Source organism: Elizabethkingia bruuniana (assembly GCF_002024805.1).
In the GTDB taxonomy this organism is placed as follows: domain Bacteria; phylum Bacteroidota; class Bacteroidia; order Flavobacteriales; family Weeksellaceae; genus Elizabethkingia; species Elizabethkingia bruuniana.
Window position 1 is genome coordinate 4,173,777 of record NZ_CP014337.1, and the last position, 25,695, is coordinate 4,199,471.

Here is a 25,695-nt window from a genome sequence, read left to right on the forward strand (position 1 = left end):
AATGGCTAAAGAATCAATGAAAGCGCGTGAGCGCAAAAGAGAAGCTTTAGTAGCTAAATATGCTGCTAAAAGACAAGCTTTAAAAGAAGCTGGTGATTACGAAGCATTACAAAAATTACCTAAAAATGCTTCTCCGGTAAGACTACACAACAGATGTAAACTTACAGGAAGACCAAGAGGTTACATGAGAACTTTTGGTATCTCCAGAGTAACTTTCAGAGAAATGGCTAACCAAGGCCTTATCCCTGGAGTTAAAAAAGCAAGTTGGTAATTATTATTAACTAATCGAGATTGCCAAGTTGGCTTTACAGGATATAAGATGGACGATGTCAGATTGCAGACATACCATTTGTCTGAAATCTGATATCTGAAATCTGACGTCGAAAGTCAAAACTAGCAGTTATTAACCAATAATTTAAAACAAAGAAATGGTAACAGATCCAATTTCAGATTTCCTAACAAGAGTAAGGAACGCACAAAGCGCAGGCCACAAAGTGGTGGAAATTCCTGCATCGAAAATCAAAAAAGAGATTACGAAAATCCTTTTTGACCAAGGTTATATTTTAAACTTCAAGTTTGAAGATAGCGCTGTTCAAGGGAACATCAAAATCGCTTTAAAATACGATAAGCAAACTAACAAACCTGCTATCAAGTCTATTCAGAGAGCTTCTCGTCCAGGTCTAAGACAATACAAAGGTTCTGAGGAACTTCCAAGAGTATTGAACGGACTTGGTATTGCTATTATCTCTACTTCTAAAGGAGTAATGACAGATAAAAAAGCAAGACAAGAGAAAGTAGGAGGGGAAGTAATTTGCTATGTTTATTAATTTTTAATTAAAGGAAAATGTCAAGAATTGGTCATGCAATTATAGAAATTCCTGCTGGGGTAACCATTACTGAAAAAGACGGTTTCGTTACAGTAAAAGGGCCTAAAGGCGAGTTAACTCAAGAGCTTACAAGCGGGATCACTTTAGAACAAAATGAAGGTAAACTTAACGTTAACCGTCCATCAGATTCTAAGCAGCACAAAGCCCTTCACGGTCTTTACAGAGCCTTAATCAATAACATGATTGTTGGTACATCTGAAGGCTTTACAAAAAAACTAGAGTTGGTAGGGGTAGGTTACAGAGCTTCTAACCAAGGTCAGAAACTAGAGTTAGCATTAGGTTTCTCTCACGGTATCGTGTTAGATCTTCCAAGTGAAGTAGTAGTAGAAACGCTAACTGAGAAAGGTAAAAACCCTATTATTACTTTGTCTTCTTACGATAAGCAATTATTAGGGATGGTAGCGGCTAAAATCCGTTCATTCAGAAAGCCTGAACCATACAAAGGTAAAGGTGTTAGATTCGTAGGAGAAAATGTTAGACGTAAAGCCGGTAAATCTGCTTAAAATTTAAGAAAATGGCATTAACAAAAGTTGAAAAAAGAATCAGAATCAAAAGAAGAGTAAGAGGCAAAATCTCCGGATCTGCTGAATTACCAAGATTATCTGTATTCAAAAGTAATAAAGAAATCTACGCTCAATTAGTAGATGATAAAAGTGGGAAAACTTTAGTAGCAGCTTCTTCTCGTGAGAAAGATCTTGCTAACGAAAAGGGGACTAAAACTGAAATCTCCACACTTGTTGGTAAAAAGATCGCTGAAAAAGCAGTTGCTGCAGGTATTGGTTCAGTTGTGTTTGATAGAAATGGTTTCGTGTATCATGGTAGAGTAAAAGCTCTTGCTGATGGTGCTAGAGAAGGTGGACTTAAATTCTAATTTTAAAAATCGGACAATATGTTAGGACTAGATAATATCGAAAGAGTAAAACCCGGAGGATTAGAATTGACAGATCGCCTCGTGGCTGTTAACAGAGTAACTAAAGTAACTAAAGGTGGACGTGCGTTTGGATTTTCAGCTATCGTAGTGGTAGGTAATGAAGACGGCGTTATCGGTTATGGCCTTGGTAAGTCTAAAGAAGTTGCTTCTGCAATTTCTAAAGCTGTTGAGGATGCTAAGAAAAACTTAGTAAAAGTACCGGTAGTTAACCATACAATCCCTCACCAAACTACAGCTAGATACGGTGGAGCAGACATCTTCTTAAGACCTGCATCTCACGGTACAGGACTTATCGCAGGTGGTGCGGTACGTGCAGTACTAGAATCAGCTGGAGTACATGATGTACTTTCAAAATCTAAAGGATCTTCTAACCCACACAATGTGGTAAAAGCTACTTTCAAAGCTTTATTAGAAATCAGAAGACCTGAAGAAATTGCTAGAATGAGAGGTGTTTCATTAACAAAAGTGTTTAACGGTTAATATTAAAAACAATGGCAAAAATCGCAATCAAACAAGTAAGAAGTGCTATTGGTAGAACAAAAAACCAAAAGCTAACACTAGAAGCATTAGGCTTGAAGAAATTACAACAAGTTGTAGAACATGAGGCTACTCCATCTATCTTAGGAATGGTAGCAACCGTAAGCCACTTAGTTGAAGTTCAGGAAAAATAGTAAGAATTTTAATATTCGGAGAATATTTGTTATCTTCACACCCGAATTTTCCAAAAATTCTCCGGATTATATAAAATCTGAAAAACGTATTTTTCACGAACGACTTTAGAAATAAAGATTCGTGAGTAAATCTAAAATCTATCAGAATTATGAATTTAAATAACATACAACCGGCTTCAGGTTCTACTCACAATTCCAAAAGAATTGGTAGAGGACAAGGTAGCGGTAAAGGAGGTACTGCTACAAAAGGTCACAAAGGTCAAAAGGCTAGAGCTGGTTACTCTCAAAAAATCGGTTTTGAAGGGGGTCAGATGCCTTTGCAAAGAAGACTACCTAAATTCGGTTTCAAAAACGTTAACAGAAAAGAGTTCAAAGGTATCAACTTGGATACTATCCAATTGCTTATCGATACTAAAGGAATCACTGGTGATATCACTAAAGATGTTTTAGTAGAGAACAACTTAGTTTCTAAAAACGACTTAGTAAAAATCTTAGGAAGAGGAGAATTGAAATCTAACATTTCAATCTCTGCTGATAAGTTTACTAAATCAGCTGAAGAAGCAATCAACAAAGCAGGAGGTAAAGCAATTACTCTTTAATCATTACAATGAAAGGATTTATACAGACACTTAAAAACATTTGGAGTTTAGAAGAACTTAGGAACAAGTTAGTTTTTACGTTCACGCTCATCTTGGTGTATAGATTCGCATCTTATATTTCCCTACCGGCCATTAATATGGCAGAGGTAGGGAATCTTTTGCAAGTATACCAGAACCAAGGAGGAAGCAAACAAGCTTCTGGGCTTTTAGGCTTACTTTCTTCGTTCACCGGAGGTGCATTTAGCCGTGCATCTATTATGGCATTAGGGATTATGCCTTACATTTCGGCATCTATTATCGTTCAGTTGATGGGGATGGCTATTCCTTATCTTCAGAAATTGCAGAAAGATGGTGAAAGTGGGAGAAAAACCCTTAATCAGATTACGCGTTGGTTAACCATCGCTGTATGTTTGGTTCAAGCGCCTTCATATTTAGGTTCTATTACAGGATTGTTCTTGCCTTATACGCAGTTCAGTTCTGCTTATTATATAGATCCTAATTCTATTATGTTCTGGTTACCAAGTATTGTTATTTTGGTGACAGGATCTGTTTTCGCCATGTGGCTTGGAGAGAAAATTACTGATAAAGGAATCGGTAATGGTATCTCTATTCTTATTATGGTGGGGATCCTTGCAGACCTTCCTATGGCTTTCATTCACGAGTTTCAGACTCAGACTGGTAAAGGTGGTTTAGGTACTATCATTATCTTAGTAGAGGTTCTGTTCTGGTTATTGGTAATCCTTTTAGCAATTATATTATCAGTTGCTGTAAGAAAAATCCCAATTCAGTATGTAAGCCGCGCTCAGGCAAGAGGAGGAGTTTCCAGAAACTTAATGGAAGGTGCCAGACAGTGGATACCTTTAAAAGTAAACGCTGCCGGAGTTATGCCAATCATTTTTGCTCAGGCATTAATGTTTGTTCCGGGGTTACTAACAAAAGTAGATGAGACCAATACATTTCTTGCAGGCTTTAAAAATGTTTTCAGCTGGCAGTACAATGTATTGTTTGCGATACTGATTATAATCTTTTCATTCTTCTACACTGCTATTACCATTCCGGTAAATCAGATGGCTGATGACCTTAAAAGGAATGGGGGGTTAATCCCTAAAGTAAGACCTGGAAAAGAGACGGCAGATTATCTGGATGATATTTTATCCAAAATAACCTTGCCGGGTGCGATTTTTTTGTCTATCTTTGCAGTCCTTCCAGCAATAGTACATGGAACTGTTGTGCAAACTGACAGGTTTGCTCTGTTCTTCGGTGGTACATCATTGTTGATTTTGGTTGGTGTTGTCTTGGATACTGTTCAACAAATTAACACATATTTGTTGAATCATCACTATGATGGGTTAATGCAGTCTAAATTATCAAGAAACCCCAACTTATAGAAGTATTGAATTTTTTATGGCAAAACAAAAGCATATAGAACAGGATGGCGTGATAGTGGAAGCACTATCTAACGCCATGTTTCGTGTGGAGTTGGAAAATGGGCATATTCTTATCGCTCATATTTCCGGTAAGATGAGAATGCATTATATCAAACTTTTACCAGGAGACAAAGTAAGATTAGAGTTATCTCCTTACGATTTATCAAAAGGGAGAATAACATTCAGGTATTAATAAAGCTTATAGCGCAAAGCAATAAATATGAAAGTTAGAGCATCAATTAAGAAAAGGAGTGCGGACTGTAAGATTGTAAGACGTAAAGGACGTCTTTATATCATTAACAAGAAGAACCCAAAATTTAAACAAAGACAAGGTTAATAGCAATTAAATTATGGCAAGAATTGCAGGGGTAGATTTACCTAAAAACAAAAGAGGAGTAATTGGACTTACTTACATCTACGGAGTAGGAAGAAGCACCGCTTCTGATATTCTTAAGAGCGCTGGTATCAGCGAAGATAAGAAAGTCAATGAATGGAATGACGATGAATTGGCAGCGATCAGAAACTTCATCTCTGAAAACATTAAAGTTGAAGGAGAACTAAGATCTGAAAAGCAATTGAACATCAAAAGATTGATGGACATTGGATGCCAACGAGGAATACGTCACAGACTTGGATTACCTTTAAGAGGCCAAAGAACGAAAAATAATTCTAGAACCCGTAAAGGAAAGAGAAAAACTGTTGCTAACAAGAAGAAGGCAAGTAAATAATCGTTAGAATCATGGCAAAACAAACTAAAGTAGTTAAAAAAAGAAAAGTAAAAGTTGAAGCAATAGGCGAGGCACATATCCAAGCTTCTTTCAACAATATTATTATTTCTTTGACAAATAAAAACGGAGAGGTAATCTCTTGGGCATCTGCAGGTAAAATGGGCTTCAGAGGTTCTAAAAAGAATACACCATTTGCAGCACAAATGGCAGCTGAAAATTGTTCTCAGGTAGCTTATGAAGCAGGTCTTAGAAGAGTTAAAGTTTTTGTAAAAGGTCCTGGTGCTGGTAGAGAATCTGCTATCAGAACTATCCACAACTCAGGAATTGAAGTAAGTGAAATCGTTGATATCACTCCAATGCCGCACAACGGTTGTAGACCTCCAAAAAGAAGAAGAGTATAATTTTAATCTCACAAATCTAAGACAATGGCAAGATATATAGGACCAAAAACCAAAATTGCAAGAAAATTCGGTCAGGCAATCTATGGTGATGATAAAAACTTTGAAAAAAGAAAATTCCCACCAGGACAACATGGACCAAACAAAAGAAGAGGTGCTAAGAAATCTGAATATGCAGTTCAGTTAGCTGAAAAACAAAAAGCAAAATATACTTACGGTATCCTTGAAAGACAATTCGCTAATCTATATGACAAAGCGCAAAGATCTAAAGGGGTAACTGGTGAAGTACTTCTTCAACTTTGTGAATCCAGATTAGATAACGTAGTTTACAGATTAGGATTTGCTAAAACCAGAGCAGGAGCAAGACAATTAGTTTCTCACAGACACATCACTGTGAACGGAGAATTAGTTAACATTCCTTCTTATCAGCTTAAAGCTGGTGATGTAATTGCTGTAAGAGAGAAATCTAAATCTCTTGAAGTAATCACTGACGCTTTAGCTTCTAAGGCTAGCTACGACTGGTTACAATACAATGACGAAACTAAAACTGGTACTTTTGTAAGTGCTCCTGAGAGAATTCAGATCCCAGAAGAAATCAAAGAACAGTTAATCGTCGAATTATATTCTAAATAATCTTTTTGAAAATTTGCTCAACCAATCATTATGGCAATATTATCTTTTATTAAACCCGATAAAGTAATCCTTCTTAACTCAACAGACTTCAGAGGTCAATTCGAATTCAGACCGTTGGAGCCAGGTTTCGGTTTAACAATCGGGAATGCATTGAGAAGAGTTTTACTTTCTTCTCTAGAAGGGTTTGCTATTTCATCTATCAAAATTGAAGGTGTAGAGCATGAATTTTCTACTATCCCTGGTGTTATTGAAGATGTAACAGAAATCATCCTTAACCTTAAACAACTTCGTCTAAAAGCAAAAACCGAAGGTGCTACGGCAGAGCAGGTTTCTGTAAAAGTGACGGGTAAAGAGGAAATTACTGCTGGTGACTTTGCTTCAGCTATTAGTGGCTTTGAAGTACTAAACCCGGATTTAGTGATCTGTACTCTTAATAAGGATGTTAACTTTGAGATAACTTTCAATATTGAGAAAGGTAGAGGTTATGTTCCGTCAGATCAAAATAAATCTAACAATGCACCGATAGGCACTATAGCGATCGACTCTATTTTTACCCCAATCAAAAAGGTACAATATAGCATCGAAAACTATCGTGTTGAGCAGAAAACTGACTACGAGAAACTTATTCTTGATATCGAAACTGATGGGTCTATCACTCCTCAGAACGCTTTAACTGAAGCATCTAAAATATTAATTTACCACTTCATGTTGTTCTCTGATGAGCGTATCACTCTTGAGACTGAAGCCGTTAAAGCTTCTGCTCAGTACGATGAGGAAACGCTTCACACAAGACAACTTCTTAAGTCTAAACTTGCAGATATGGATTTATCTGTAAGAGCACTTAACTGCCTAAAAGCAGCTGAAGTTGAAACATTAGGTGAGTTAGTTTCTTTCAGCAAGTCGGATCTAATGAAATTTAGAAACTTCGGTAAGAAATCCCTTACTGAACTGGAAGAGCTAGTTCATGCCAAAGGACTTAACTTTGGTTTTGACGTAAGTAAATATAAGTTGGACGCTGATAAATAATCCTAAACAATGAGACACGGTAAAAAATTCAACCACTTAGGTAGAACAGCTTCTCACAGAAGTGCTATGCTTTCAAACATGGCATGTTCCCTAATTGAACATAAAAGAATCCATACTACAGTTGCTAAAGCTAAAGCACTGAGAGTATTCGTAGAGCCTATCCTTACAAAATCTAAGGAAGATTCTACTCACAACAGAAGAGTAGTTTTCTCTTACCTACAAAACAAAGAAGTAGTAAGCGAACTATTCAGAACTGTAGCACCTAAAATCGCTACCAGAAATGGTGGTTATACAAGAATCATCAAAACTGGTTTCAGACCTGGTGATGCTGCAGATACTGCACTTATCGAACTAGTTGACTTCAACGAGCTTTACAATCCAAACGAAGCTGAGAAGAAAACTACAAGAAGAAGCAGAAGAGCTACAACTACTAAAAAAGCTGAGGCTGCTCCGGTTGCTGAAGCTAAAGTTGAAGAAACTGAAGCTCCGGTTGCTGATGCAACTGAAGAAAAAACTGAAGAATAATATTCTTTCAGATATAAAAATAAAACCGTTCAGATTTCTGAACGGTTTTTTTATTTTACAAAACCTCTAAAATTGAGGTGGCGGAACCGGGAAGTGATTACATTTATCCGGATCAATCGGAAGGCATGCTCCATGCTGGCTGTAATACTGACAATAACCTTCAGGACACTTTCCTCCCATTGGCGGAGCAGCGGCTCCCTGAATTTGTTTCAGGTCTGTTTTTGATAATTTTTTCATAATAATACTTTTGAATTAATTGGTTGGTTTGCTGAATTTAAATAAAATTTTTAGACGTTGGAGAAGTCATTTAATCTTTATACTGTTTTAACAAATATTCGTATGTAAGGAGTCAATATTAGAATAGGGCTATAAATTCATAATTATAAAAATACTATCTCCGGATGGTATTTTTTATGTCCTTTCATTTCCATAACTTAGCCAAAACTTTTTAACCTATGAAAAACCTGCAAAGACTTTTAGTCCTGTTTGTTTTATTTGCATGTAATGTGCTTATATTTTCTCAATCCAAAAAAAGTACGTTTGAGATTAAAAACGGACATTTTTTATTAAACGGAAAGCCCTTCTCTATTCACTCCGGAGAAATGCATTATCCCCGAATTCCACAAGAATACTGGAAACATCGTCTTCAAATGATGAAGGCAATGGGATTAAATGCCGTTACAACTTATGTTTTCTGGAATTACCATGAAGAAAGTCCGGGGAAATGGAACTGGTCCGGAGAAAAAGACTTAAAGAAATTTATAAAAACTGCACAAGAAGTAGGATTATATGTAATTATAAGACCTGGCCCGTATGTATGTGCCGAATGGGAATTTGGAGGCTATCCATGGTGGCTGCAAAATATTAAAGGATTAAAAATCCGTGAAGACAACGATCAGTTCCTTGCGGAAACCCAGAAATATATTACACAATTATACAATCAGGTAAAAGACCTTCAAATTACTAATGGGGGGCCTGTTATTATGGTGCAGGCGGAAAATGAATTTGGTTCATTTGTAGCACAACGTAAAGATATTCCACTTGCAAGTCACCGTACCTATAATGCAAAGATTGTAAAGCAGCTTAAAGATGCCGGATTTAGTGTACCAATGTTTACTTCCGACGGTTCATGGTTATTTGAAGGTGGTAGTGTTGTAGGTGCTTTGCCAACTGCTAATGGAGAGGATAATATTGAGAACCTTAAAAAAGTGGTGAACCAGTATAATAACAATCAGGGACCTTATATGGTTGCTGAATTTTACCCTGGATGGTTGGGGCACTGGGCAGAAAAATTCCCTAGAGTGGATGCCGGTACTGTAGCACGCCAGACAGATAAATATCTTAAAAATGATGTTTCCTTCAACTACTATATGGTACACGGCGGAACTAATTTTGGATTTACTAACGGTGCAAACTACGACAAGAATCATGATATTCAACCAGACTTAACATCTTATGATTATGATGCTCCTATTACGGAAGCGGGCTGGAGAACTCCTAAATATGATTCATTGCGTGCAGTTATTTCCAAGCATACAAAAGCTAAACTTCCGGAAATACCAGCTCCAATAAAAGTAATTGATATTAAAGATATCAAGCTAAGCAAGTTATACAACTTCTTCAACTATGCAGAAGGACAGCAAGTAGTAAAAGGTGACAAGCCTCTTTCCTTTGAAGAACTTAATCAGGGACATGGATATGTACTTTACCGCCGTCATTTCAACCAACCGATTAGCGGTACTCTTGACTTAAAGGGACTTCGTGATTATGCAACAATTTATATTAACGGAGAAAAAGTAGGAGAACTGAACAGATACTATAACCAGTATACAATGCCAATTGATATTCCGTTTAACTCTACATTAGAGATCTTAGTGGAAAATTGGGGAAGAATTAATTATGGTTCCCGCATTAATGAAAATACAAAAGGAATTATCTCTGCAGTTAAGATTGGAGATACAGAAATTACAGGCAATTGGGAAATGACTAAATTACCTTTCCCAGATCAGTTCGCGTCAACAATCAAGGCTAAACCTGTTGAAGGTAGTAAGCTGGGACAACTGAAAGATGTTCCTGTATTGTATCAAGGGGAATTTGAACTGACTGAAGCAGGGGATACTTTTATCGATATGCAAAACTGGGGTAAAGGTGTCATCTTCGTAAACGGTAGAAATATTGGACGTTTCTGGAAAGTGGGACCACAACAGACGCTTTACATTCCGGGAGTATGGCTGAAGAAAGGTAAGAATGAGATTATTATTTTTGATCAGCTAAACCAAAAGGTACAAAGTACTGTTTCAACTGTTAAAACTCCTATATTGGATCAGTTGGTAAAACCATAAATATTATTACTTTACGCATAAAATAATGGATAAGATTTTTCCTTATCCATTTTGTTTTTAATAAATTTGTTAGACTTAAAAAAACTAAAAATGAGTTATATTTCTTACATCGATGCCAGACAGATTTTAGATTCTCGTGGCAACCCGACAATTGAAGTGGATGTGTTTACCGAAAGCGGAGCAATGGGAAGAGCAGCAGTTCCTTCCGGAGCTTCTACAGGAGAACACGAGGCTGTTGAATTACGTGATGGCGGCGCAGAATTCCTTGGAAAAGGAGTATTAAAAGCAGTAGAGAATGTTAGAGAGATTCTGGCACCTGAGTTAGTAGGATTATCGGTGTTTGAACAAAACTTACTGGATGCCGTGATGATAGATATCGACGGTACTTCTAATAAAGCAAAACTTGGTGCAAATGCTATTCTTGGAGTATCTCTGGCTGCTGCTAAAGCTGCAGCTGCAGAACTAAGAATGCCACTTTATAAATATGTAGGAGGTGTTAATGCTAATACGCTTCCTGTTCCGATGATGAACGTTATCAACGGAGGTTCTCACTCAGATGCACCAATTGCATTCCAGGAATTTATGGTTATGCCGGTTGAAGCCGATTCTTTCTCTCACGCTTTGAGAAAAGGAACTGAAATCTTCCACAGCCTTAAATCTATTCTTAAAGGAAGAAATCTTTCTACAGCTGTAGGAGACGAGGGAGGTTTTGCACCGACTTTCAACGGTACAGAAGATGGTCTGGATACATTACTTCAGGCAATTGAAAAAGCTGGATATAAGCCAGGTGTAGATATTATGTTGGCATTAGACTGTGCTTCTTCAGAATTCTACAAAGATGGTATCTATGACTACAGAAAATTCGAAGGAGATAAAGGAGCGCACAGAACACGTGAAGAGCAGGTATCTTACTTAGCAGAATTATGTAATAAATATCCGATTATCTCTATCGAAGATGGTATGCAGGAAGATGACTGGGAAGGTTGGAAAATGCTTACTGACAAAATCGGAGACAGAGTACAATTAGTAGGAGATGACCTTTTTGTAACCAATGTAAAACGTTTGAAAAAAGGAATCGACGAAGGTATTGCAAACTCTATCCTGGTAAAAGTAAACCAGATTGGTTCTCTTTCCGAAACAATGGCAGCTGTACAAATGGCACAAAATAACCGCTATACAACAGTAATGTCTCACCGTTCGGGAGAAACTGAAGATGCTACTATTGCAGACCTTGCAGTAGCACAAAACTGTGGACAAATTAAAACAGGATCTGCTTCACGTTCAGACAGAATGGCGAAGTACAACCAACTTCTTAGAATTGAAGAAGCTCTTGGAGAGACTGCAATCTATCCAGGTTTTGACGCCTTCAAGATCAATAGAAAATAACAATTAAAAGTATCTCTCCTTGCAGTATTCTGCAAAATAGAGTATTTTTAGACAAATAAATCAAAATAATATGTCAGACAATAAAGTTGTTCTAAACTATGATGGACAGGCTTATGAGTATCCGATCGTAGAAAGCACTCTGGGAGATAGAGGAATCGATATCTCCAAGCTAAGAGACCAGACTGGTCTTATCACTTTAGATTTAGGTTATAAAAATACAGGAGCTACAATTAGCGAAATTACTTACCTAGATGGTGATCAGGGAGAATTGTTCTACAGAGGCTATCCGATTGATCAAATTGCTGAGAAATCTAATTTTACTGAAGTAATGTATTTGCTATTAAATGGCGAATTACCAAACAAAGAACAATTCAGTGGTTTTGAAAGCAACATAAAGAAGTATAACTTCATTGCTGACGAGATGAAGAAAATTATCGATGTTTTCCCTCGTTCAGCTCACCCTATGGGCGTATTATCTTCCTTAACTTCTGCACTTACAGCATTCAATCCGAAGGCTGTAGATGTAAGCTCTAAAGAAGATCTTGACCATGCTGCTGAACTAATGATTGCTAAGTTTGCTCATCTTTGTGCTTGGACTTACAGAAAAACTCAGGGATTACCATTGAACCATGGAGACAACAAACTTAACTATGTTGAAAACTTCTACAAAATGGCATTCAGATTACCAAATGAGGAATTTGAATTAGATCCTGTTGTAGTAGGCGCATTAGATAAGTTATTAATTCTTCATGCTGATCACGAACAAAACTGTTCTACTTCTACAGTAAGAATGGTAGGTTCTGCTCACACTGGTCTTTTTGCTTCTATTTCTGCAGGTGTTTCTGCATTATGGGGACCTCTTCACGGAGGAGCTAACCAAGCAGTAATTGAAATGCTTGAAATGATTGACAAAGACGGTGGTGATGTATCCAAGTATGTAGCAAAAGCTAAAGATAAAAATGATAACTTCCGTTTAATGGGCTTCGGACACAGAGTTTACAAAAACTTTGACCCAAGAGCTAAAATCATTAAAAAAGCAGCTGATGATATCCTAGGTAAATTAGGAATTCAGGACAAAGCTTTAGATATTGCAATGCAATTAGAAAAAGTGGCTTTGGAAGACGATTACTTCGTAGAAAGAAAACTATATCCAAACGTAGATTTCTACTCAGGTATTATTTACAGAGCTTTAGGAATTCCTACAGAAATGTTTACAGTAATGTTTGCATTAGGAAGACTACCAGGATGGATCGCTCAGTGGAAAGAAATGAGACTGAAAGGAGATCCAATCGGAAGACCAAGACAAGTTTATCAAGGAGCAAAGGAAAGAAACTATGTTCCTATGGAAAACAGATAATATTCCTCAAAGAATATCATAAATCAGAATCCCAAAATTTATTTTGGGATTCTTTTTATTTATTATATCCTGAGCATAAAAAAACAGAATATTAAAGATCGAATATAAATAATTAGTATTTTTATGAGAGTTAATAATCTCATAAACAATGACTTTAGGACAACAGATTTTATTCTTCTTTAGCGGAATAGGTGCCTTTAATGGTTTACTGTTAGGAAGCTATCTTTTGTTTGTAAGAAAGTTAAAATATATCCCGGACTTCTTTTTGGGACTTCTTTTGTTGATGCTGAGTACCAGGGTAGGTATATCCGTATGCTTTTATTTTGATCAAGACTGGCCTCGGATTATACCACATTTGGGACTGGCTGCACTTTATTTCGTAGGGCCCGCATTGTATTATTTCGTATTGTCCTCCTTTCAGCAAGAACAGTTCAATATCAGAAAATGCAAAAAGAACTTTAGTACCCTAACAATTGTTTTAGGAGTCGTAGGCTTTTTATATCTCATCTTTCCGGTTACCTGGATGCAATATTTTGGAGCCTTTATTTATGGAGTATGGATGACTTTTGTTTTGTTGTCAGTCTATCAGTATTATATTCTCTCGAAAAAAAAATCCAAGAACCTGAACAGATATGTACTTCCGGTCTTGGTAAGTAATGTTATTATTTTCTCCGTATATGAACTGATTTCTGTTGAAATCGTAGAAATTTATTGTCTTAGTGGAAGTATAGTATTTTCATTTATTCTGTATGTCAATTTTCTTATATTATTTAACCGCAAATATCATTCTGTAGGTTTGAAGGAAGCAGGTAAATATTCTAACAAAAAAATATGTGATGAGAGAGCAGATAATTTTGTTACCAGGTTAGACCAGTTGATGTATACAGAAGAATTGTATAAAAATCCTAATCTGAAGCTAAGTGATTTGGCTTCGAAAATGAATATTTCTGCACACCAGCTTTCGCAGCTCCTCAATGATAATCTAGGTAAAAGCTTTTCTATCTATGTTAATGAATACAGAATAGAAGAAGCGTGTAGAATAATTACTTCTGATTCTTTTCTTAAAATTGAAGAGATAGGATATGAAGTAGGTTTTAATTCAAAATCGACTTTTTTCTCAACTTTCAAAAAAATTAAAAACGCTACACCACAACTTTACAGAAACGCTGCAATGGACTGAAAATAAGTACTAATAATTCCGAAATTATAATTCCGGACTTCCATATTTAAAATCCAGGTCTGCCCCCACACTCCGCTCCGGTATTTTTGAGTCATCAAAATCAGGACTATGACGACAAAATTTTGGAGTATTATCTTATTTCTTCTATCAGTAAGTATTACTGCACAATCTATTCGGGGAAAAATTATTGATGCAGAAACGAGAAGACCAGTGACAAATGCAGAAGTTAGAATATTCACATCTTCAGATCTACCAGCCCAAAAGACCAATACAGATTCGTTGGGAGTCTTTAGTTTTTCATCAGATAATACTTTAGCTTTCCAATTTATGATTACTGCGGCAGGATTTGATGAGATGAGGATTGATAATTTTGTGAATAACCAGAATATTTTACTTCGCCCTGCTACTGCTACAATCTCTGAAGTAACAGTTCAGGGTAGAAAAAATGTGCAGTTGAATAATGGTAATCCTGAGTATTCAGTTTCCGGAAATAAAGACTTAAAAACGGCTGTTAATCTTATAGATGTTCTGCGGAAGACACCCGGAGTTAGTATGGGTGAAGATAACGCTGTAATGATAGGGAGAAATACAGCAAGTATTTTTGTAAACGGAAAACCATTAGTAATGAGTGCTCAGGAGCTGCAAAACTATTTGAAGACATTGACGCCGGATATGGTTAACGCTGTTGAAATAATAGCAAATCCTTCTTCCAGATATGATGCAGAAATAAAAGGAATTGTAAACATTAAACTTAAAAAGAATAACCAGCTTGGTTTACGGGGAAATTATTCGGGAAACCTTCAGCTAAACAGAACAGTATTTGTCGAAAATAATCTGGATATTTCTTATAATACAAACAGAGTTGCTTATAAATTAGTAATGGGTTATAATAACGGAATCAATACCTATAAGTATAACGCACTACAACACTTGGCAAATACCAATATCATGAGAACCGATATTTACCAGAGAATGTTTTGGCGGGTATATAGCTTGCAGGCCGGGTTAGATTTTAGAATCAATGATTACAACAGAATTGGCCTAACATTTAGGCAGAATGAACGCTATGACGAAAGAAACAGGATTGGTGAATTATTGACCCGGAAAAAAGATGATGTTGATATAGTTTCCTATACAGGAAGCGAAAATCCTATTAATTATCACCAGAATAATACAGGTGCAGTTCTGGATTATTCTTTCAGTAAAAATAATTTTGAATTCAATGTAATAGGGAATTACCTGTCAGTGAAAAACAATCAGAATGATGATTTTATTGATAGAGATAAACTGTCAGAAGTAAAACTATCTCATTGGAAATCAGACTTGCTTAATAAAGTAAATATACTGACCTTGCAAACCGATCTTTCCAAAAAGATAGGAGGAGCTAGTCTGGAGGCGGGATTAAAGTTCAGTTCTTCGGAGACACATAATAATATACGTTATGATACACTTTCTTCCGGCCAGAAATTTGAATATGATCCTGGAAGGAGTAATATCTTTTTATACAAAGAAAAAATTTATGCAGGCTATATTTCTTACAGCCAGAAATTCGGAAAATTTAGCATTAATGGTGGTTTGAGGGCTGAGCATACGAATAGTGTTTCTAGTGCAGTAACTATGGATTCGGTTGTTAGCAGAAGTTATACCAAATGGCTTCCGTCAATTAATATAGGCTATACTATAAATAACTCGACTGAGTTGTCTTTATCATATAGCAGGAGAATGACAAGACCTCCATTTTCACAGCTTAATCCTTTTCGGGTATACTTCAGCCCACTTAATTACTGGATCGGGAATCCATATTTACTTCCCTCTATAACCAGTCAGCTGAAAGCAACGTTTCGGAAGAAAAACTTTATAGGTTCCCTGATTGTTGGAAGAGAAAATGATGTTATTGTAAGATATCCGGTATATCATCCGGAGACCAATATTTTAGAATATCTGGGAACAAACTTACCTTATCAGGATTTTGCAGCTCTGGAAATTTCATTTCCGGTGAAGCTTACAAAATGGTGGAATATTAATACACAATGGACGGGTAATTATAATTACGAGTACAGGCCTTATTTAGATACTGTTTTTACAAAAAATATTTATTCCTATGCCTTTGGAATTAATCAAACGTTCACACTTCCTAAAGGATATACAGCTAATATTTTTTCGCATTTTGAATCTCAGTCAGGGAATAGCCTTTACATTTATAAATCCCGTTATACAGTTGATCTGTCGATACAGAAAAGTTGGCTTGATAATAAGCTAAATACGAAGCTAAGTTTCAATAATATTTTTGACAGTTTTGCCCAGACATTGATTTTCCGTCACAAACAGATTATGAATAATCAACTACGACATTGGAATGATCTCCGGAAAATAGTTTTTGCATTAAGTTATAATTTTGGTTCTTCAAGATATGAAGCTAAAGAACTTAAAAGAAGTGAAGAAGAAAACAGAGCACGATAAAATGCACAGTAAAAAGTATTTTTATGGATAAAAAATTCATATAAAGTTAAAATATGCTCCAAATTCAGATAAAATATCTTTTGTTTTGTTTAAAACATGATTTGGTTTGTATAAGTAGCATTTTTAGTACAAAATATAACTCTAAAAGTCAATTATTGTCCTAAAGTACTCCATTTGTAGAAGATTTTTGATTTGTTTAGCTTTGCGCTTCTAGTTTTTATTTATGAAGCTAAACATTAAAAATGAAACAGGGAGACTGAAAAGCGTTGTTTTGGGACAACCACAGTCAATGGGTGATACTCCGGAGTTAAAAGACTCTTATGATGCTAAATCATACCAGAGCATTAAAAAAGAAATTTACCCTGTAGAGAAGGATATTATATCGGAGATGAATGCTTTTGAAAAAGTACTTCACAAATATAATGTAGAAGTTTTCCGTCCCGAAATTATTAAAGATTACAATCAGGTTTTTTCCAGAGACGTTGCTTTTGTTATCGACGACAAAATGATTATTTCCAATATCATTGAAGACAGAGCAGATGAACAAGAGGCATACAGAAAGATATTTGAAAAAGTTCCGTGGAGAAATATTATCAATCTACCGGAAAGTGCTCATATAGAAGGTGGTGATGTTATTGTATGGAACGACTTTTTGTTTGTAGGAACCTGCTACAGTCAGGATTACAGAAGTTATAAGACAGCACGTACCAACGAATATGCCATAGAAATACTTAAGGAGTATTTTCCTCATAAAAGGATTATAGATCTTGATCTGAAAAAAGATGACAAGAATCCAAAGAAAGGAATTTTGCACCTTGATTGTACATTTAATCCAATAGGGAAAGATAAATGCGTTATTTATAAAGACGGTTTTGTAGAAGAAAGTGACTACCAATTGCTATTAGATATTTTTGGTGAAGAAAACTGTTTTGTTATCAATAACGAAGAAATGGTAGCAATGGTACCTAATATTTTCTCAATAGACCACGATATTGTTGTAACAGACGGATCTTTTACAAGGCTAAATCAGCACCTGAGAGAAAAATGGAACTTTACAGTAGAAGAAATTCCGTATAGAGAAGTTTCTAAGATGGGGGGACTTTTGCGTTGTTCTACAATGCCTTTGGTAAGAGAAAAATAAATTTTTATTTGCAGATATTAATAATATCTACTACTTTTGTCGAGGATTTACACACAAATCCATTTACTTATCCAGAAAGACGGAGGGAATTGACCCGGTGAAGTCTTGGCAACCTGCAAAAGGTAAGGTGCCACATTCAACCCCAAAAAAGGGAAAGATAAGTCTGAAAAAAGTTTGAAATATTTATAACAAAATACTCAAAACTCTTTCGACTTGTCGGAAGAGTTTTTTTATTCTCCGGCATTTACTCATTTCTTGGATAAGTTTGAACTAACAGATAACTAAAAAAACAAGATATTATGAGTAACTACAGATTCGAGACGTTACAGGTGCATGCAGGGCACGAAGTGGATAAAGATACTAACAGCCGCGCTGTTCCGCTTTACCAAACAACATCTTATACTTTTAATGATGCACAACATGCGGCAGATCTTTTTGGCCTGAAAGCTTTTGGAAATATCTATACCCGGATTATGAATCCCACTACAGATGTCTTTGAAAAAAGAATCGCCGCTTTATACGGCGGGGCAGGAGCTCTTGCAGTTTCCTCGGGACATGCAGCACAATTTATTGCTATAACTAATATTCTTCAACAGGGAGATAACTTTGTAAGTTCACCATATTTATATGGAGGAAGCTATAATCAGTTTACTGTAAGCTTTAAAAAACTTGGGATTGATGCCCGTATTGCTAAAGATGATAATGCTGAAGATTTTGAAGCTCTGGTTGATGAAAACACTAAAGCACTATATATTGAAACCATCGGTAACCCAACTCTGAATGTTGCCGACTTTGAAGCTATTGCCAAAGTAGCCGAGAAATACCAGATTCCGTTAATTGTCGACAACACTTTTGGTGCCGGTGGTTTTCTTTTTAATCCGTTTGAATATGGAGCTTCCATTATAGTAGAATCGGCTACCAAATGGATTGGAGGGCATGGTAGCAGCGTTGGGGGAATAATAGTTGACAGTGGTAAATTCGACTGGGCAAACGGGAAATTTCCGTTATTATCAGAACCTTCTCCAGGGTATCATGACCTGGTGTTTACAGATGTTTTTGGTAAGAATTCACCTTTCGGAAATATTGCCTTTATTATTAAAGCAAGGGTAGAGGGGCTTCGTGATTTTGGTCCTGCATTATCACCATTTAATTCTTTTCAGCTGATTCAGGGGTTGGAAACACTATCCTTAAGGCTGGAACGAATAGTTCAGAATGCACAAAAGCTGGCTGAATATCTGGAGCAGCATCCGGATGTAGAAAGTGTTATTTATCCGGGACTTCCCAACTTTACAGACAAGGCAAATGCGAATAAATACCTGAAGAGAGGTTTTGGTGGTGTTCTGAATTTTGAAGTGAAAGGTGGAAAAGAAGCAGCTGTAAAACTGATTAATTCTCTAAAATTGGCAAGTCATCTGGCAAATGTAGGAGATGCTAAAACATTAGTAATTAATCCGGCGTCTACAACACATGAACAGTTAAGTGATGAGCAACAAGCAGCCGCAGGAATTAAACCAGGACAAATACGTGTGAGTGTCGGAATCGAGCATATAGATGATATTATAGCTGATTTTGCACAGGCATTCTAAAAATATTCTTACTTACTTTACTTTTATTAACAGTTCCGTTGAAGAGATTCGACGGAACTTTTTTATTTTTGCTTTATAATAAATATTATGCAGTCAACTGATACGATTTTAATGATAGAGCCTATCGCATTTGGATTTAATGCACAAACGGCGGTAAATAATTATTTTCAGGTAAATGATGAATCCAAAGATACACAATCTGAAGCACTGAGAGAGTTTAATGCTTTTGTAGATAAGCTTAGAAGCAAAGGTGTAAATGTAATTACCGTAAAAGATACTTTGGACCCACATACTCCAGACTCTATATTCCCGAATAACTGGGTAAGCTTCCATCAGGATGGTACTGTCATTTTATACCCAATGTTTGCAGAGAACAGAAGGCTTGAACGCAGAAATGATATATTAGATCAATTGTCCGGAAAAGGACTTAGCATTGCTGCAGTTAAAGATTACTCAGTATTTGAAGCAGAAAACAAATTTTTAGAAGGAACAGGAAGTATGATTCTTGATCGTGAAAATAAGATTGCTTACGGAGCAATTTCATTACGTCTGGATCAAGAAGTTTTTAGAAAATGGTGTGCAGAATTTGGCTATAAGCCTGTAGTATTCCATTCTTTCCAGTCTGTAAACGGAGAGAGACTTCCGATCTATCATACCAATGTAATGATGTGTGTGGGAAGTGACTATGCTGTAATCTGTCTGGATACAATTGATGATGCGACAGAAAGAGAGCTGGTAGAGAGGACACTTACAGAAAGTCATAAAGAAGTAATTGAAATTTCTGAAGAACAAATGCAGAACTTTGCAGGTAATATGCTTGAAGTAAGAAATAATGATGGTCATAAATTTTTGGTAATGAGTGAATGTGCATATAAGAGTCTTACCTCAAGGCAAATTCAAACGATAGAAGCGCATGCTGAAATATTATACTCCGACCTTCATACCATAGAAAAGAATGGTGGTGGTAGTGCTCGTTGTATGATGGCTGAAGTTTTTCTTCCAAAAAAATAAGTTAATAACATATAAAAAATAAATGCGCCGCAGGCTTTGCCTGCGGCGCATTTCGTGAAAAATATAGTTTGATATTGGTTTGATTTATTTTGTTCTGTTTTTTATAGCATCAGTAGCAGCTTCTATATCACGCACTTTTTTGACTTTTTTATTTCCGAAATTATAAGTGATGGATAAGTCTAGCTGGCGTCTGTACATATAATTGTTAACATAATTGAAACTTCCGTTAAGTTTTGGATCGTTAATGATTACTTTATTTGTATCTAATACATCATATACAGTAGCCATGAACGTCCAGTCTCCCCATATTTTTTTCAAACTAAGGTCTAGGCTTCCTAATGCACCTAGTTGTCCTAATTCTATTTGTTGCTTATCTACAAACCAGTAATTAACACCTGCATACCACGTTTTAGCTTTATCCAGACGAATATTGTTATTGGCTTGAAGATTTAAACTTGTGGAATTTACATTATTAACGTAAGGAATGAACTTATCACCATTTAGCGGATCCGTATCCAAGTATCCCTTATTAATATTAACCAGAACACCTACATTAAGGGTTGTTGTCCAATAACCTTTAAAAAAGCTCTTTTGCATTCCTACTGTGAAATTAAGCTCTTGTTTATTTCCAAAATTGGTGCGAATGTAGCGAAGCTCATTAATGTTAGTAGAATAAGTATCATATTTACCAGTTTCTGGATCTATTATTGGGTTATTATCTTTATCAAACTTAGTCACCTTTACTGTTCGTTCTCTCTGTAAAGGAACCTGTGTAATAACATCTTTGTAGAAACTATGACTTACAATAAAATAATAAGAGTTTTTGTACATATAAGTCAGCTCTTGATTGTAAGTCGATGATGCCTTTACAAATGGATTATTCTGAATATAGTTATATTGTGTCAAATAGGTTCTAACAGGATTTAGTTCCCAGAAAGAAGGTCTTCTCATTCTGCTGGAAAATGCGTAAGAAATATTATTATTCTTGTTAATAGCATAATTTAAGCTTAGATATGGTAGGAAGTTGTTGTAATCTCTTTTGATATTGCTCAAACTTGGATCTGCAGCATTCGATGATTCTCCAACACTATTGGTTATTTCATAGCGGGCACCAACTTTTCCACTAAACTTATCTGAGAATTTTTTATCTAATGTCAGATAGAATCCATAGATCTTTTCAGTGTAAATAAAATGATTAGGGTTATATACTCTGTCATATTTATTAGATTCTGCATTCCAGTTGTCTGTATAGGATTTTGTATCGTTATCTGTTTTGGTGTGATTGTAATTTCCACCGACACTTAGTGTAAAATCATTCTTAAACTTTTGTACATAGTCCACCATTCCTGAAAAATTATTGATCATCTGAGGCGTGCTTTGCACAATATTGGTCATTATATCTGGTGTGCCAGGATTTCTGTAAATGATGTCTCCATTTTGATTGGCATTTATTGTTGTGTTGGTGCTATTCTGGCCTCTGTGGTAATTAAGGTAGGCAGCGTTCACATTTAATTTACTTCCTAAAGAATCTGTTTTTAACTCATAATTCAGATTGACAGAGTTATTGTAAGACTGTGCATTTTCATAGCTTTTAGTCCAGTTATATCTGCTTTGCCAGTTGTTCTTGTCATCTAAGAATTTCACGGTATTGAATAAATCAGATGTAGATGCAAAACTTTTATTATACCAGGTATTATAGCTTAAAGCTAAGTTACTGTTGTCAGTTAACGCATAGTCAATATTCAAATAACCTCCGTAGTTTTTATTCGGATCATTAACAGAACCTTCTGATTGGTTTGTTGAACGTTCGTTACCATTTCTTAATAAATAAGTCTGATATTGTGTCCAGTCACTTGTATTAAAACTAGAGCTTATACCCAATTTATCTTTTCTGTAATTAACAGAAACTCCTGCTCCGGGATTATTGAAACGTCCCTGATTATTTGTCATTCTCAGGTTTCCATTCAGGCCATTATCAGCCCTTTTTTTAAGAATAATGTTGATAATTCCGTCTGAAGATTCTACCTGATATTCACTACCGGGCATGGTAATAACTTCTATTTTCTGGATATTCTCTGCTGGAGTATTTTTCAAAAATGCTGCAAGAGCATCTGCATCCATTTGAGTTTTTCTTCCGTTGATAAAAATGATGGCGTTAGACTTACCAGCAATTTTTAGTGTTTTATCATCTGTTGTAGAAACTAAAGGTGTTTCTTTTAAAAGATTAAGTGCTGTATTTCCTTTTGCTACAGGAGATGCTGCTACGTCGTATACAAATCTGTCTGTTTTTTTCTGAAAGACTTTCTTTGTAAGTGTTACTTCCTCAATTTTTTTTGTGGTGGCTGTATCTTTTTTAGATTGCTGTGCTGTTACCAGGATACCCCCCAGAATTCCTATAGAGAAGATTAATCGTTTCATAGCAAGTTTATTTTAGGTGTTAATTAGTGCTTAGTATTTTTTATTATCTAATATTTTACATGGCAAAGATATAATTATAAATTAGTATTATGCAATACAAAGTAGTAAAATATTTTTAATACCGATATTAACTTATTGATTATCAGTTATAAAAATTAACTACTGGAAATTACCTCTTTATCAATTAGACAATTGAGAGGTTAAAATTGTTACATGTTAAAGTGAAAAAATTATTCTTCTCTGTTTTTTTTCGCCAGAGATTTGTCTACCCAAATGGTTGCGAAAGGGAATAGAGCAGCTAAAAGTGCAAAAACAAAATCTTCATCATCCCAGTTATAAATTTTTCTGGATGGAAGACATAAGAGTAAGTATAGTGTAAAAAATAGACCGTGAATGTTACCAACAATAATAATGAAAATTGTGGATAATAATCCGTCCGGATCATAACGCTTCCATACCATGGCTATACAATAAAGCAGAAAACATGAGACAGCCTCTGCAATACAAATGTTTTTAAACCATCTGATAATTGTTTCTTCGGGGTATTTACTGAAATAGCGATTGATAAATTCCATTCTGCTGCAAAGATAATGATTAGTTGTCAGAATTAGCAGCTGATTGTTATTAGCTTCTTTGTAATTGAAGAGACACTTCGGCTCTAATTTATTTATAAAAATTGCTTCCTTCCAGATATTCAAAAACTTCTGGTGGTAACATAGGACGTACATTTTTACCGGCCTTAATCATATCTCTTATTTCCGTGGCAGAAAGTTCTACAATAGGAGCTTTTACAAGATGTATATTAACATCTTGGAGATACTGATCTGTATTTTTCTTTTCTGCAAATACTCGAGGATAAACAATTAATTCATGATTAGCGATTAATTGTTCGTAATTTTTCCATTTAGGAAGACTCTCCAGATTGTCTTCTCCCATGATAAGACAAAATCCGTGATCCGGATATTTTTCGTGGAGATAAGTTAAAGTGTCTATCGTATATGAGGGGCGGGGAAGGCTAAATTCAATATCCGAAGCCTTTAGTTTTGAATAGCTTTGTACCGCAAGATTTACCATTTCCAGGCGATTGTATTCATCCAGTAAATTGGCTTTAGACTTAAAGGGATTCTGCGGGCTGACAACAAACCATATTTCTTCCAGATCTGTATTTTCCAGAATATAATTGGATAAAATAAGATGCCCAATATGGATAGGATTAAAAGAACCAAAAAATAAGCCTACTTTTTTCATGATGCAATTTTAGAAAAAATTAATGGAAAATAACATCTCTTACATTGAGATAGTAAGTAAGATTATCTTTCCAGTGATTCTCTTCAATAGTAAATGCAATATCAAAAGTTTTGGTTTTGAAGTCGGTGGCATGTTCCCCCATTTTGAAGGCTAAGCATTCTATTCCTTTTCTGGAAGAATCCTGAACAATATTAAATTTCAAATGAGAACTTTGCTTTCCAATTTTCCTTACATGACCACTTACTCGGGCATTTTTTATTACCAAAACAGGCTTCATATTTTCAGGACCAAAAGGAGCCAGCCATCGGTGGAACTGGAAAAAATCATTAGTTAAATCGTTCAGAGAAATTTCAGCATCAATTTCAATACTTGGCGTTTTCTGATGTTCCTTTATAGAGTTCTTTACAGTCTCTTCGAACTTTGTTTTAAATGCTTCAAAATGCTTTTTCTCCATAGACAGTCCTGCTGCAGCACGGTGTCCTCCAAATTTTAAAAATAAATCGGAACATACATCTAATGCATTGTGAAGATCGAAGTCTGCTACAGAACGAGCAGAAGCTACCATTTCACCATTAGTCCCATCGGTAAATACCAAAGTGGGCTTGTAATATAATTCAATTAGTCTGGATGCAACAATACCAATTACACCTTTATTCCATTCAGACTGATAAACAATTGTACTGAATGTTTCCTCTTGTTTTGTCTCAATAACCTGATCTATAGCCTGCTGAGTCATATTACTGTCCAATTCCTTTCTCTCATCGTTTAGATTAACAATCTGATCAGCAATGAGGTGGGCTTGTTTAGCATTTTCTGCAATCATTAGCTCTACAGCAGCTTTCCCGTGAGAAATTCTGCCTGCAGCATTTATTTTAGGAGCAATTTCAAAAACAATATTCGAGATTGTGAAGTTCTGAAGCTTTTCGTAAGGAATTAAAATCTTTAATCCCTGTCTTTTTGTTTTACGCAGTTTATTGAGCCCCATTTTGGCGAATACTCTGTTTTCACCAGTGATAGGAACAATATCTGCAGCAATACTTATCGCCAAAAGATCGGTTAGATCTTGTAATTCGTGGTCCGAAATTTTATAGATGGTATTCAGTGCCTGGCAAAGTTTATAGCCAACACCGCAGCCGCTAAGATCCTTATAAGGATATTCACAGTCTTTTCTTTTAGGATCAAGAACCGCCGCTGCTTTCGGAATCTCATCACCGGGAAGGTGGTGGTCACAAATTATAAAGTCAATTCCCAGACTATTAGCGTAGTCAACTTTGTCTGCAGACTTGATTCCACAGTCTAATGCGATAATTAATGAAAAGCCATTTTCTTTTGCATAATCAATCCCCTCAGTGGAAACACCATAACCCTCCAGATTTCTGTCAGGAATATAAAAATCTAAATATTTCTTGTCGCAGATTTTGCTAAGGTACAGGTACATTAATGCAACGGCAGTTGTACCATCTACATCATAATCTCCAAAGACTAATATTTTTTCTCCGTTTTCGATAGCCGTGGCAATTCTCTCCACTGCTTTTTGCATATCTGCCATCAGAAAAGGATTGTGTATATCGGAAGCTTTTGGCTTGAAGAATTCTCTGGCTTTCTGGTAGGAATCTACTCCCCGCATAACCAGAATTTTGGATGCTAAAGAACCAAATCCCAGCGAAGAGCTGATACTATCTATTAAGTCTTCGGAAGGTGTCGGTTTGTAGATCCATCGTTGCATCATAGGGTAACAAAT

The 25,695-nt window shown here is 35.8% G+C and carries 28 protein-coding genes and 1 riboswitch; of the genes, 23 read left to right on the forward strand and 5 right to left on the reverse strand.

Annotated elements, in window-relative coordinates; all coding sequences use genetic code 11:
* Position 1 precedes the first annotated feature (1 nt).
* The 15 genes from rpsN (at position 2) to rplQ (ending at position 7,825) form a co-directional block, all read left to right on the forward strand.
* Positions 2-271 (forward strand): 30S ribosomal protein S14, encoded by a 270-nt coding sequence (rpsN, locus tag AYC65_RS19470; protein ID WP_009087322.1) that lies wholly within the window; start codon positions 2-4, stop codon positions 269-271.
* A gap of 157 nt (positions 272-428) precedes the next feature.
* Entirely contained in the window at positions 429-827 is a 399-nt protein-coding gene (gene rpsH, locus AYC65_RS19475; protein WP_034871586.1) for a 30S ribosomal protein S8, read from the forward strand.
* 17 nt (positions 828-844) lie between these two features.
* Positions 845-1,390 carry a 50S ribosomal protein L6 gene (gene rplF / locus AYC65_RS19480; protein ID WP_034871585.1) on the forward strand — a complete coding sequence of 182 codons (546 nt, stop codon included), beginning with the start codon at positions 845-847 and terminating at the stop codon, positions 1,388-1,390.
* Positions 1,391-1,401: 11 nt separating this feature from the next.
* Positions 1,402-1,758, forward strand: a complete 357-nt coding sequence (gene rplR / locus AYC65_RS19485; protein ID WP_034871584.1) for a 50S ribosomal protein L18 — start codon at positions 1,402-1,404, stop codon at positions 1,756-1,758.
* An 18-nt stretch (positions 1,759-1,776) separates the two neighbouring features.
* On the forward strand, positions 1,777-2,298 hold the full coding sequence (gene rpsE, locus AYC65_RS19490) for a 30S ribosomal protein S5 (protein WP_034871582.1): 522 nt from the start codon (positions 1,777-1,779) through the stop codon (positions 2,296-2,298).
* Positions 2,299-2,309: 11 nt separating this feature from the next.
* Positions 2,310-2,489: a 50S ribosomal protein L30 gene (gene rpmD / locus AYC65_RS19495; RefSeq protein ID WP_034871581.1), complete on the forward strand. Its 180-nt coding sequence runs from the start codon at positions 2,310-2,312 to the stop codon at positions 2,487-2,489.
* A gap of 149 nt (positions 2,490-2,638) precedes the next feature.
* On the forward strand, positions 2,639-3,088 hold the full coding sequence (gene rplO, locus AYC65_RS19500; RefSeq protein ID WP_034871580.1) for a 50S ribosomal protein L15: 450 nt from the start codon (positions 2,639-2,641) through the stop codon (positions 3,086-3,088).
* 8 nt (positions 3,089-3,096) lie between these two features.
* Entirely contained in the window at positions 3,097-4,476 is a 1,380-nt protein-coding gene (gene secY, locus AYC65_RS19505; protein ID WP_009094461.1) for a preprotein translocase subunit SecY, read from the forward strand.
* Positions 4,477-4,492: 16 nt separating this feature from the next.
* Positions 4,493-4,708 carry a translation initiation factor IF-1 gene (gene infA / locus AYC65_RS19510; RefSeq protein ID WP_009087306.1) on the forward strand — a complete coding sequence of 72 codons (216 nt, stop codon included), beginning with the start codon at positions 4,493-4,495 and terminating at the stop codon, positions 4,706-4,708.
* 27 nt (positions 4,709-4,735) lie between these two features.
* On the forward strand, positions 4,736-4,852 hold the full coding sequence (gene ykgO / locus AYC65_RS19515) for a type B 50S ribosomal protein L36 (RefSeq protein ID WP_004917354.1): 117 nt from the start codon (positions 4,736-4,738) through the stop codon (positions 4,850-4,852).
* Positions 4,853-4,865: 13 nt separating this feature from the next.
* A complete protein-coding gene (rpsM, locus tag AYC65_RS19520; RefSeq protein ID WP_009087290.1) occupies positions 4,866-5,243 on the forward strand; it encodes a 30S ribosomal protein S13 in 378 nt (125 codons plus the stop codon).
* Between the two features lie 11 nt (positions 5,244-5,254).
* Positions 5,255-5,644, forward strand: coding sequence for a 30S ribosomal protein S11 (rpsK, locus tag AYC65_RS19525; protein WP_009087288.1), 390 nt, complete (start codon positions 5,255-5,257; stop codon positions 5,642-5,644).
* Between the two features lie 24 nt (positions 5,645-5,668).
* Positions 5,669-6,274 (forward strand): 30S ribosomal protein S4, encoded by a 606-nt coding sequence (gene rpsD / locus AYC65_RS19530; RefSeq protein ID WP_034871579.1) that lies wholly within the window; start codon positions 5,669-5,671, stop codon positions 6,272-6,274.
* A 30-nt stretch (positions 6,275-6,304) separates the two neighbouring features.
* Positions 6,305-7,300: a DNA-directed RNA polymerase subunit alpha gene (locus AYC65_RS19535; RefSeq protein WP_034871578.1), complete on the forward strand. Its 996-nt coding sequence runs from the start codon at positions 6,305-6,307 to the stop codon at positions 7,298-7,300.
* 9 nt (positions 7,301-7,309) lie between these two features.
* A complete protein-coding gene (rplQ, locus tag AYC65_RS19540; RefSeq protein ID WP_034871577.1) occupies positions 7,310-7,825 on the forward strand; it encodes a 50S ribosomal protein L17 in 516 nt (171 codons plus the stop codon).
* 66 nt (positions 7,826-7,891) lie between these two features.
* Here rplQ and AYC65_RS20865 read toward each other — a convergent pair whose 3' ends face one another.
* Positions 7,892-8,062, reverse strand: coding sequence for a hypothetical protein (locus tag AYC65_RS20865; protein WP_157757817.1), 171 nt, complete (start codon positions 8,060-8,062; stop codon positions 7,892-7,894).
* Positions 8,063-8,280: 218 nt separating this feature from the next.
* Here AYC65_RS20865 and AYC65_RS19545 point away from each other — a divergent pair, with 218 nt between their 5' ends.
* The 8 genes from AYC65_RS19545 (at position 8,281) to ctlX (ending at position 20,288) form a co-directional block, all read left to right on the forward strand.
* Complete coding sequence (locus tag AYC65_RS19545; RefSeq protein ID WP_034871576.1) at positions 8,281-10,167, forward strand: glycoside hydrolase family 35 protein; 1,887 nt, start codon at positions 8,281-8,283, stop codon at positions 10,165-10,167.
* A gap of 90 nt (positions 10,168-10,257) precedes the next feature.
* Positions 10,258-11,553, forward strand: coding sequence for a phosphopyruvate hydratase (gene eno / locus AYC65_RS19550; protein ID WP_034871575.1), 1,296 nt, complete (start codon positions 10,258-10,260; stop codon positions 11,551-11,553).
* 70 nt (positions 11,554-11,623) lie between these two features.
* Positions 11,624-12,910: a citrate synthase gene (locus AYC65_RS19555; protein ID WP_034871574.1), complete on the forward strand. Its 1,287-nt coding sequence runs from the start codon at positions 11,624-11,626 to the stop codon at positions 12,908-12,910.
* Between the two features lie 148 nt (positions 12,911-13,058).
* Entirely contained in the window at positions 13,059-14,090 is a 1,032-nt protein-coding gene (locus AYC65_RS19560; protein ID WP_034871573.1) for a helix-turn-helix domain-containing protein, read from the forward strand.
* Between the two features lie 108 nt (positions 14,091-14,198).
* Positions 14,199-16,550, forward strand: a complete 2,352-nt coding sequence (locus AYC65_RS19565; protein WP_052114804.1) for a TonB-dependent receptor — start codon at positions 14,199-14,201, stop codon at positions 16,548-16,550.
* Between the two features lie 223 nt (positions 16,551-16,773).
* Positions 16,774-17,691 carry a dimethylarginine dimethylaminohydrolase family protein gene (locus tag AYC65_RS19570; RefSeq protein WP_034871572.1) on the forward strand — a complete coding sequence of 306 codons (918 nt, stop codon included), beginning with the start codon at positions 16,774-16,776 and terminating at the stop codon, positions 17,689-17,691.
* A 64-nt stretch (positions 17,692-17,755) separates the two neighbouring features.
* Positions 17,756-17,855: riboswitch (SAM riboswitch) on the forward strand.
* Positions 17,856-17,990: 135 nt separating this feature from the next.
* Positions 17,991-19,277 (forward strand): O-acetylhomoserine aminocarboxypropyltransferase/cysteine synthase family protein, encoded by a 1,287-nt coding sequence (locus AYC65_RS19575; protein WP_034871571.1) that lies wholly within the window; start codon positions 17,991-17,993, stop codon positions 19,275-19,277.
* 87 nt (positions 19,278-19,364) lie between these two features.
* Positions 19,365-20,288: a citrulline utilization hydrolase CtlX gene (gene ctlX / locus AYC65_RS19580; RefSeq protein ID WP_034871570.1), complete on the forward strand. Its 924-nt coding sequence runs from the start codon at positions 19,365-19,367 to the stop codon at positions 20,286-20,288.
* An 84-nt stretch (positions 20,289-20,372) separates the two neighbouring features.
* Here ctlX and AYC65_RS19585 read toward each other — a convergent pair whose 3' ends face one another.
* From AYC65_RS19585 to recJ, 4 genes are all read right to left on the reverse strand, one after another.
* A complete protein-coding gene (locus AYC65_RS19585) occupies positions 20,373-22,706 on the reverse strand; it encodes an outer membrane beta-barrel family protein (protein ID WP_034871569.1) in 2,334 nt (777 codons plus the stop codon).
* A 230-nt stretch (positions 22,707-22,936) separates the two neighbouring features.
* Positions 22,937-23,281 carry a DUF3817 domain-containing protein gene (locus AYC65_RS19590; protein WP_034871568.1) on the reverse strand — a complete coding sequence of 115 codons (345 nt, stop codon included), beginning with the start codon at positions 23,279-23,281 and terminating at the stop codon, positions 22,937-22,939.
* A gap of 88 nt (positions 23,282-23,369) precedes the next feature.
* Positions 23,370-23,954: a nicotinate (nicotinamide) nucleotide adenylyltransferase gene (gene nadD, locus AYC65_RS19595; RefSeq protein WP_034871567.1), complete on the reverse strand. Its 585-nt coding sequence runs from the start codon at positions 23,952-23,954 to the stop codon at positions 23,370-23,372.
* Positions 23,955-23,973: 19 nt separating this feature from the next.
* Positions 23,974-25,683 carry a single-stranded-DNA-specific exonuclease RecJ gene (recJ, locus tag AYC65_RS19600; protein ID WP_034871566.1) on the reverse strand — a complete coding sequence of 570 codons (1,710 nt, stop codon included), beginning with the start codon at positions 25,681-25,683 and terminating at the stop codon, positions 23,974-23,976.
* Positions 25,684-25,695: the final 12 nt, after the last annotated feature.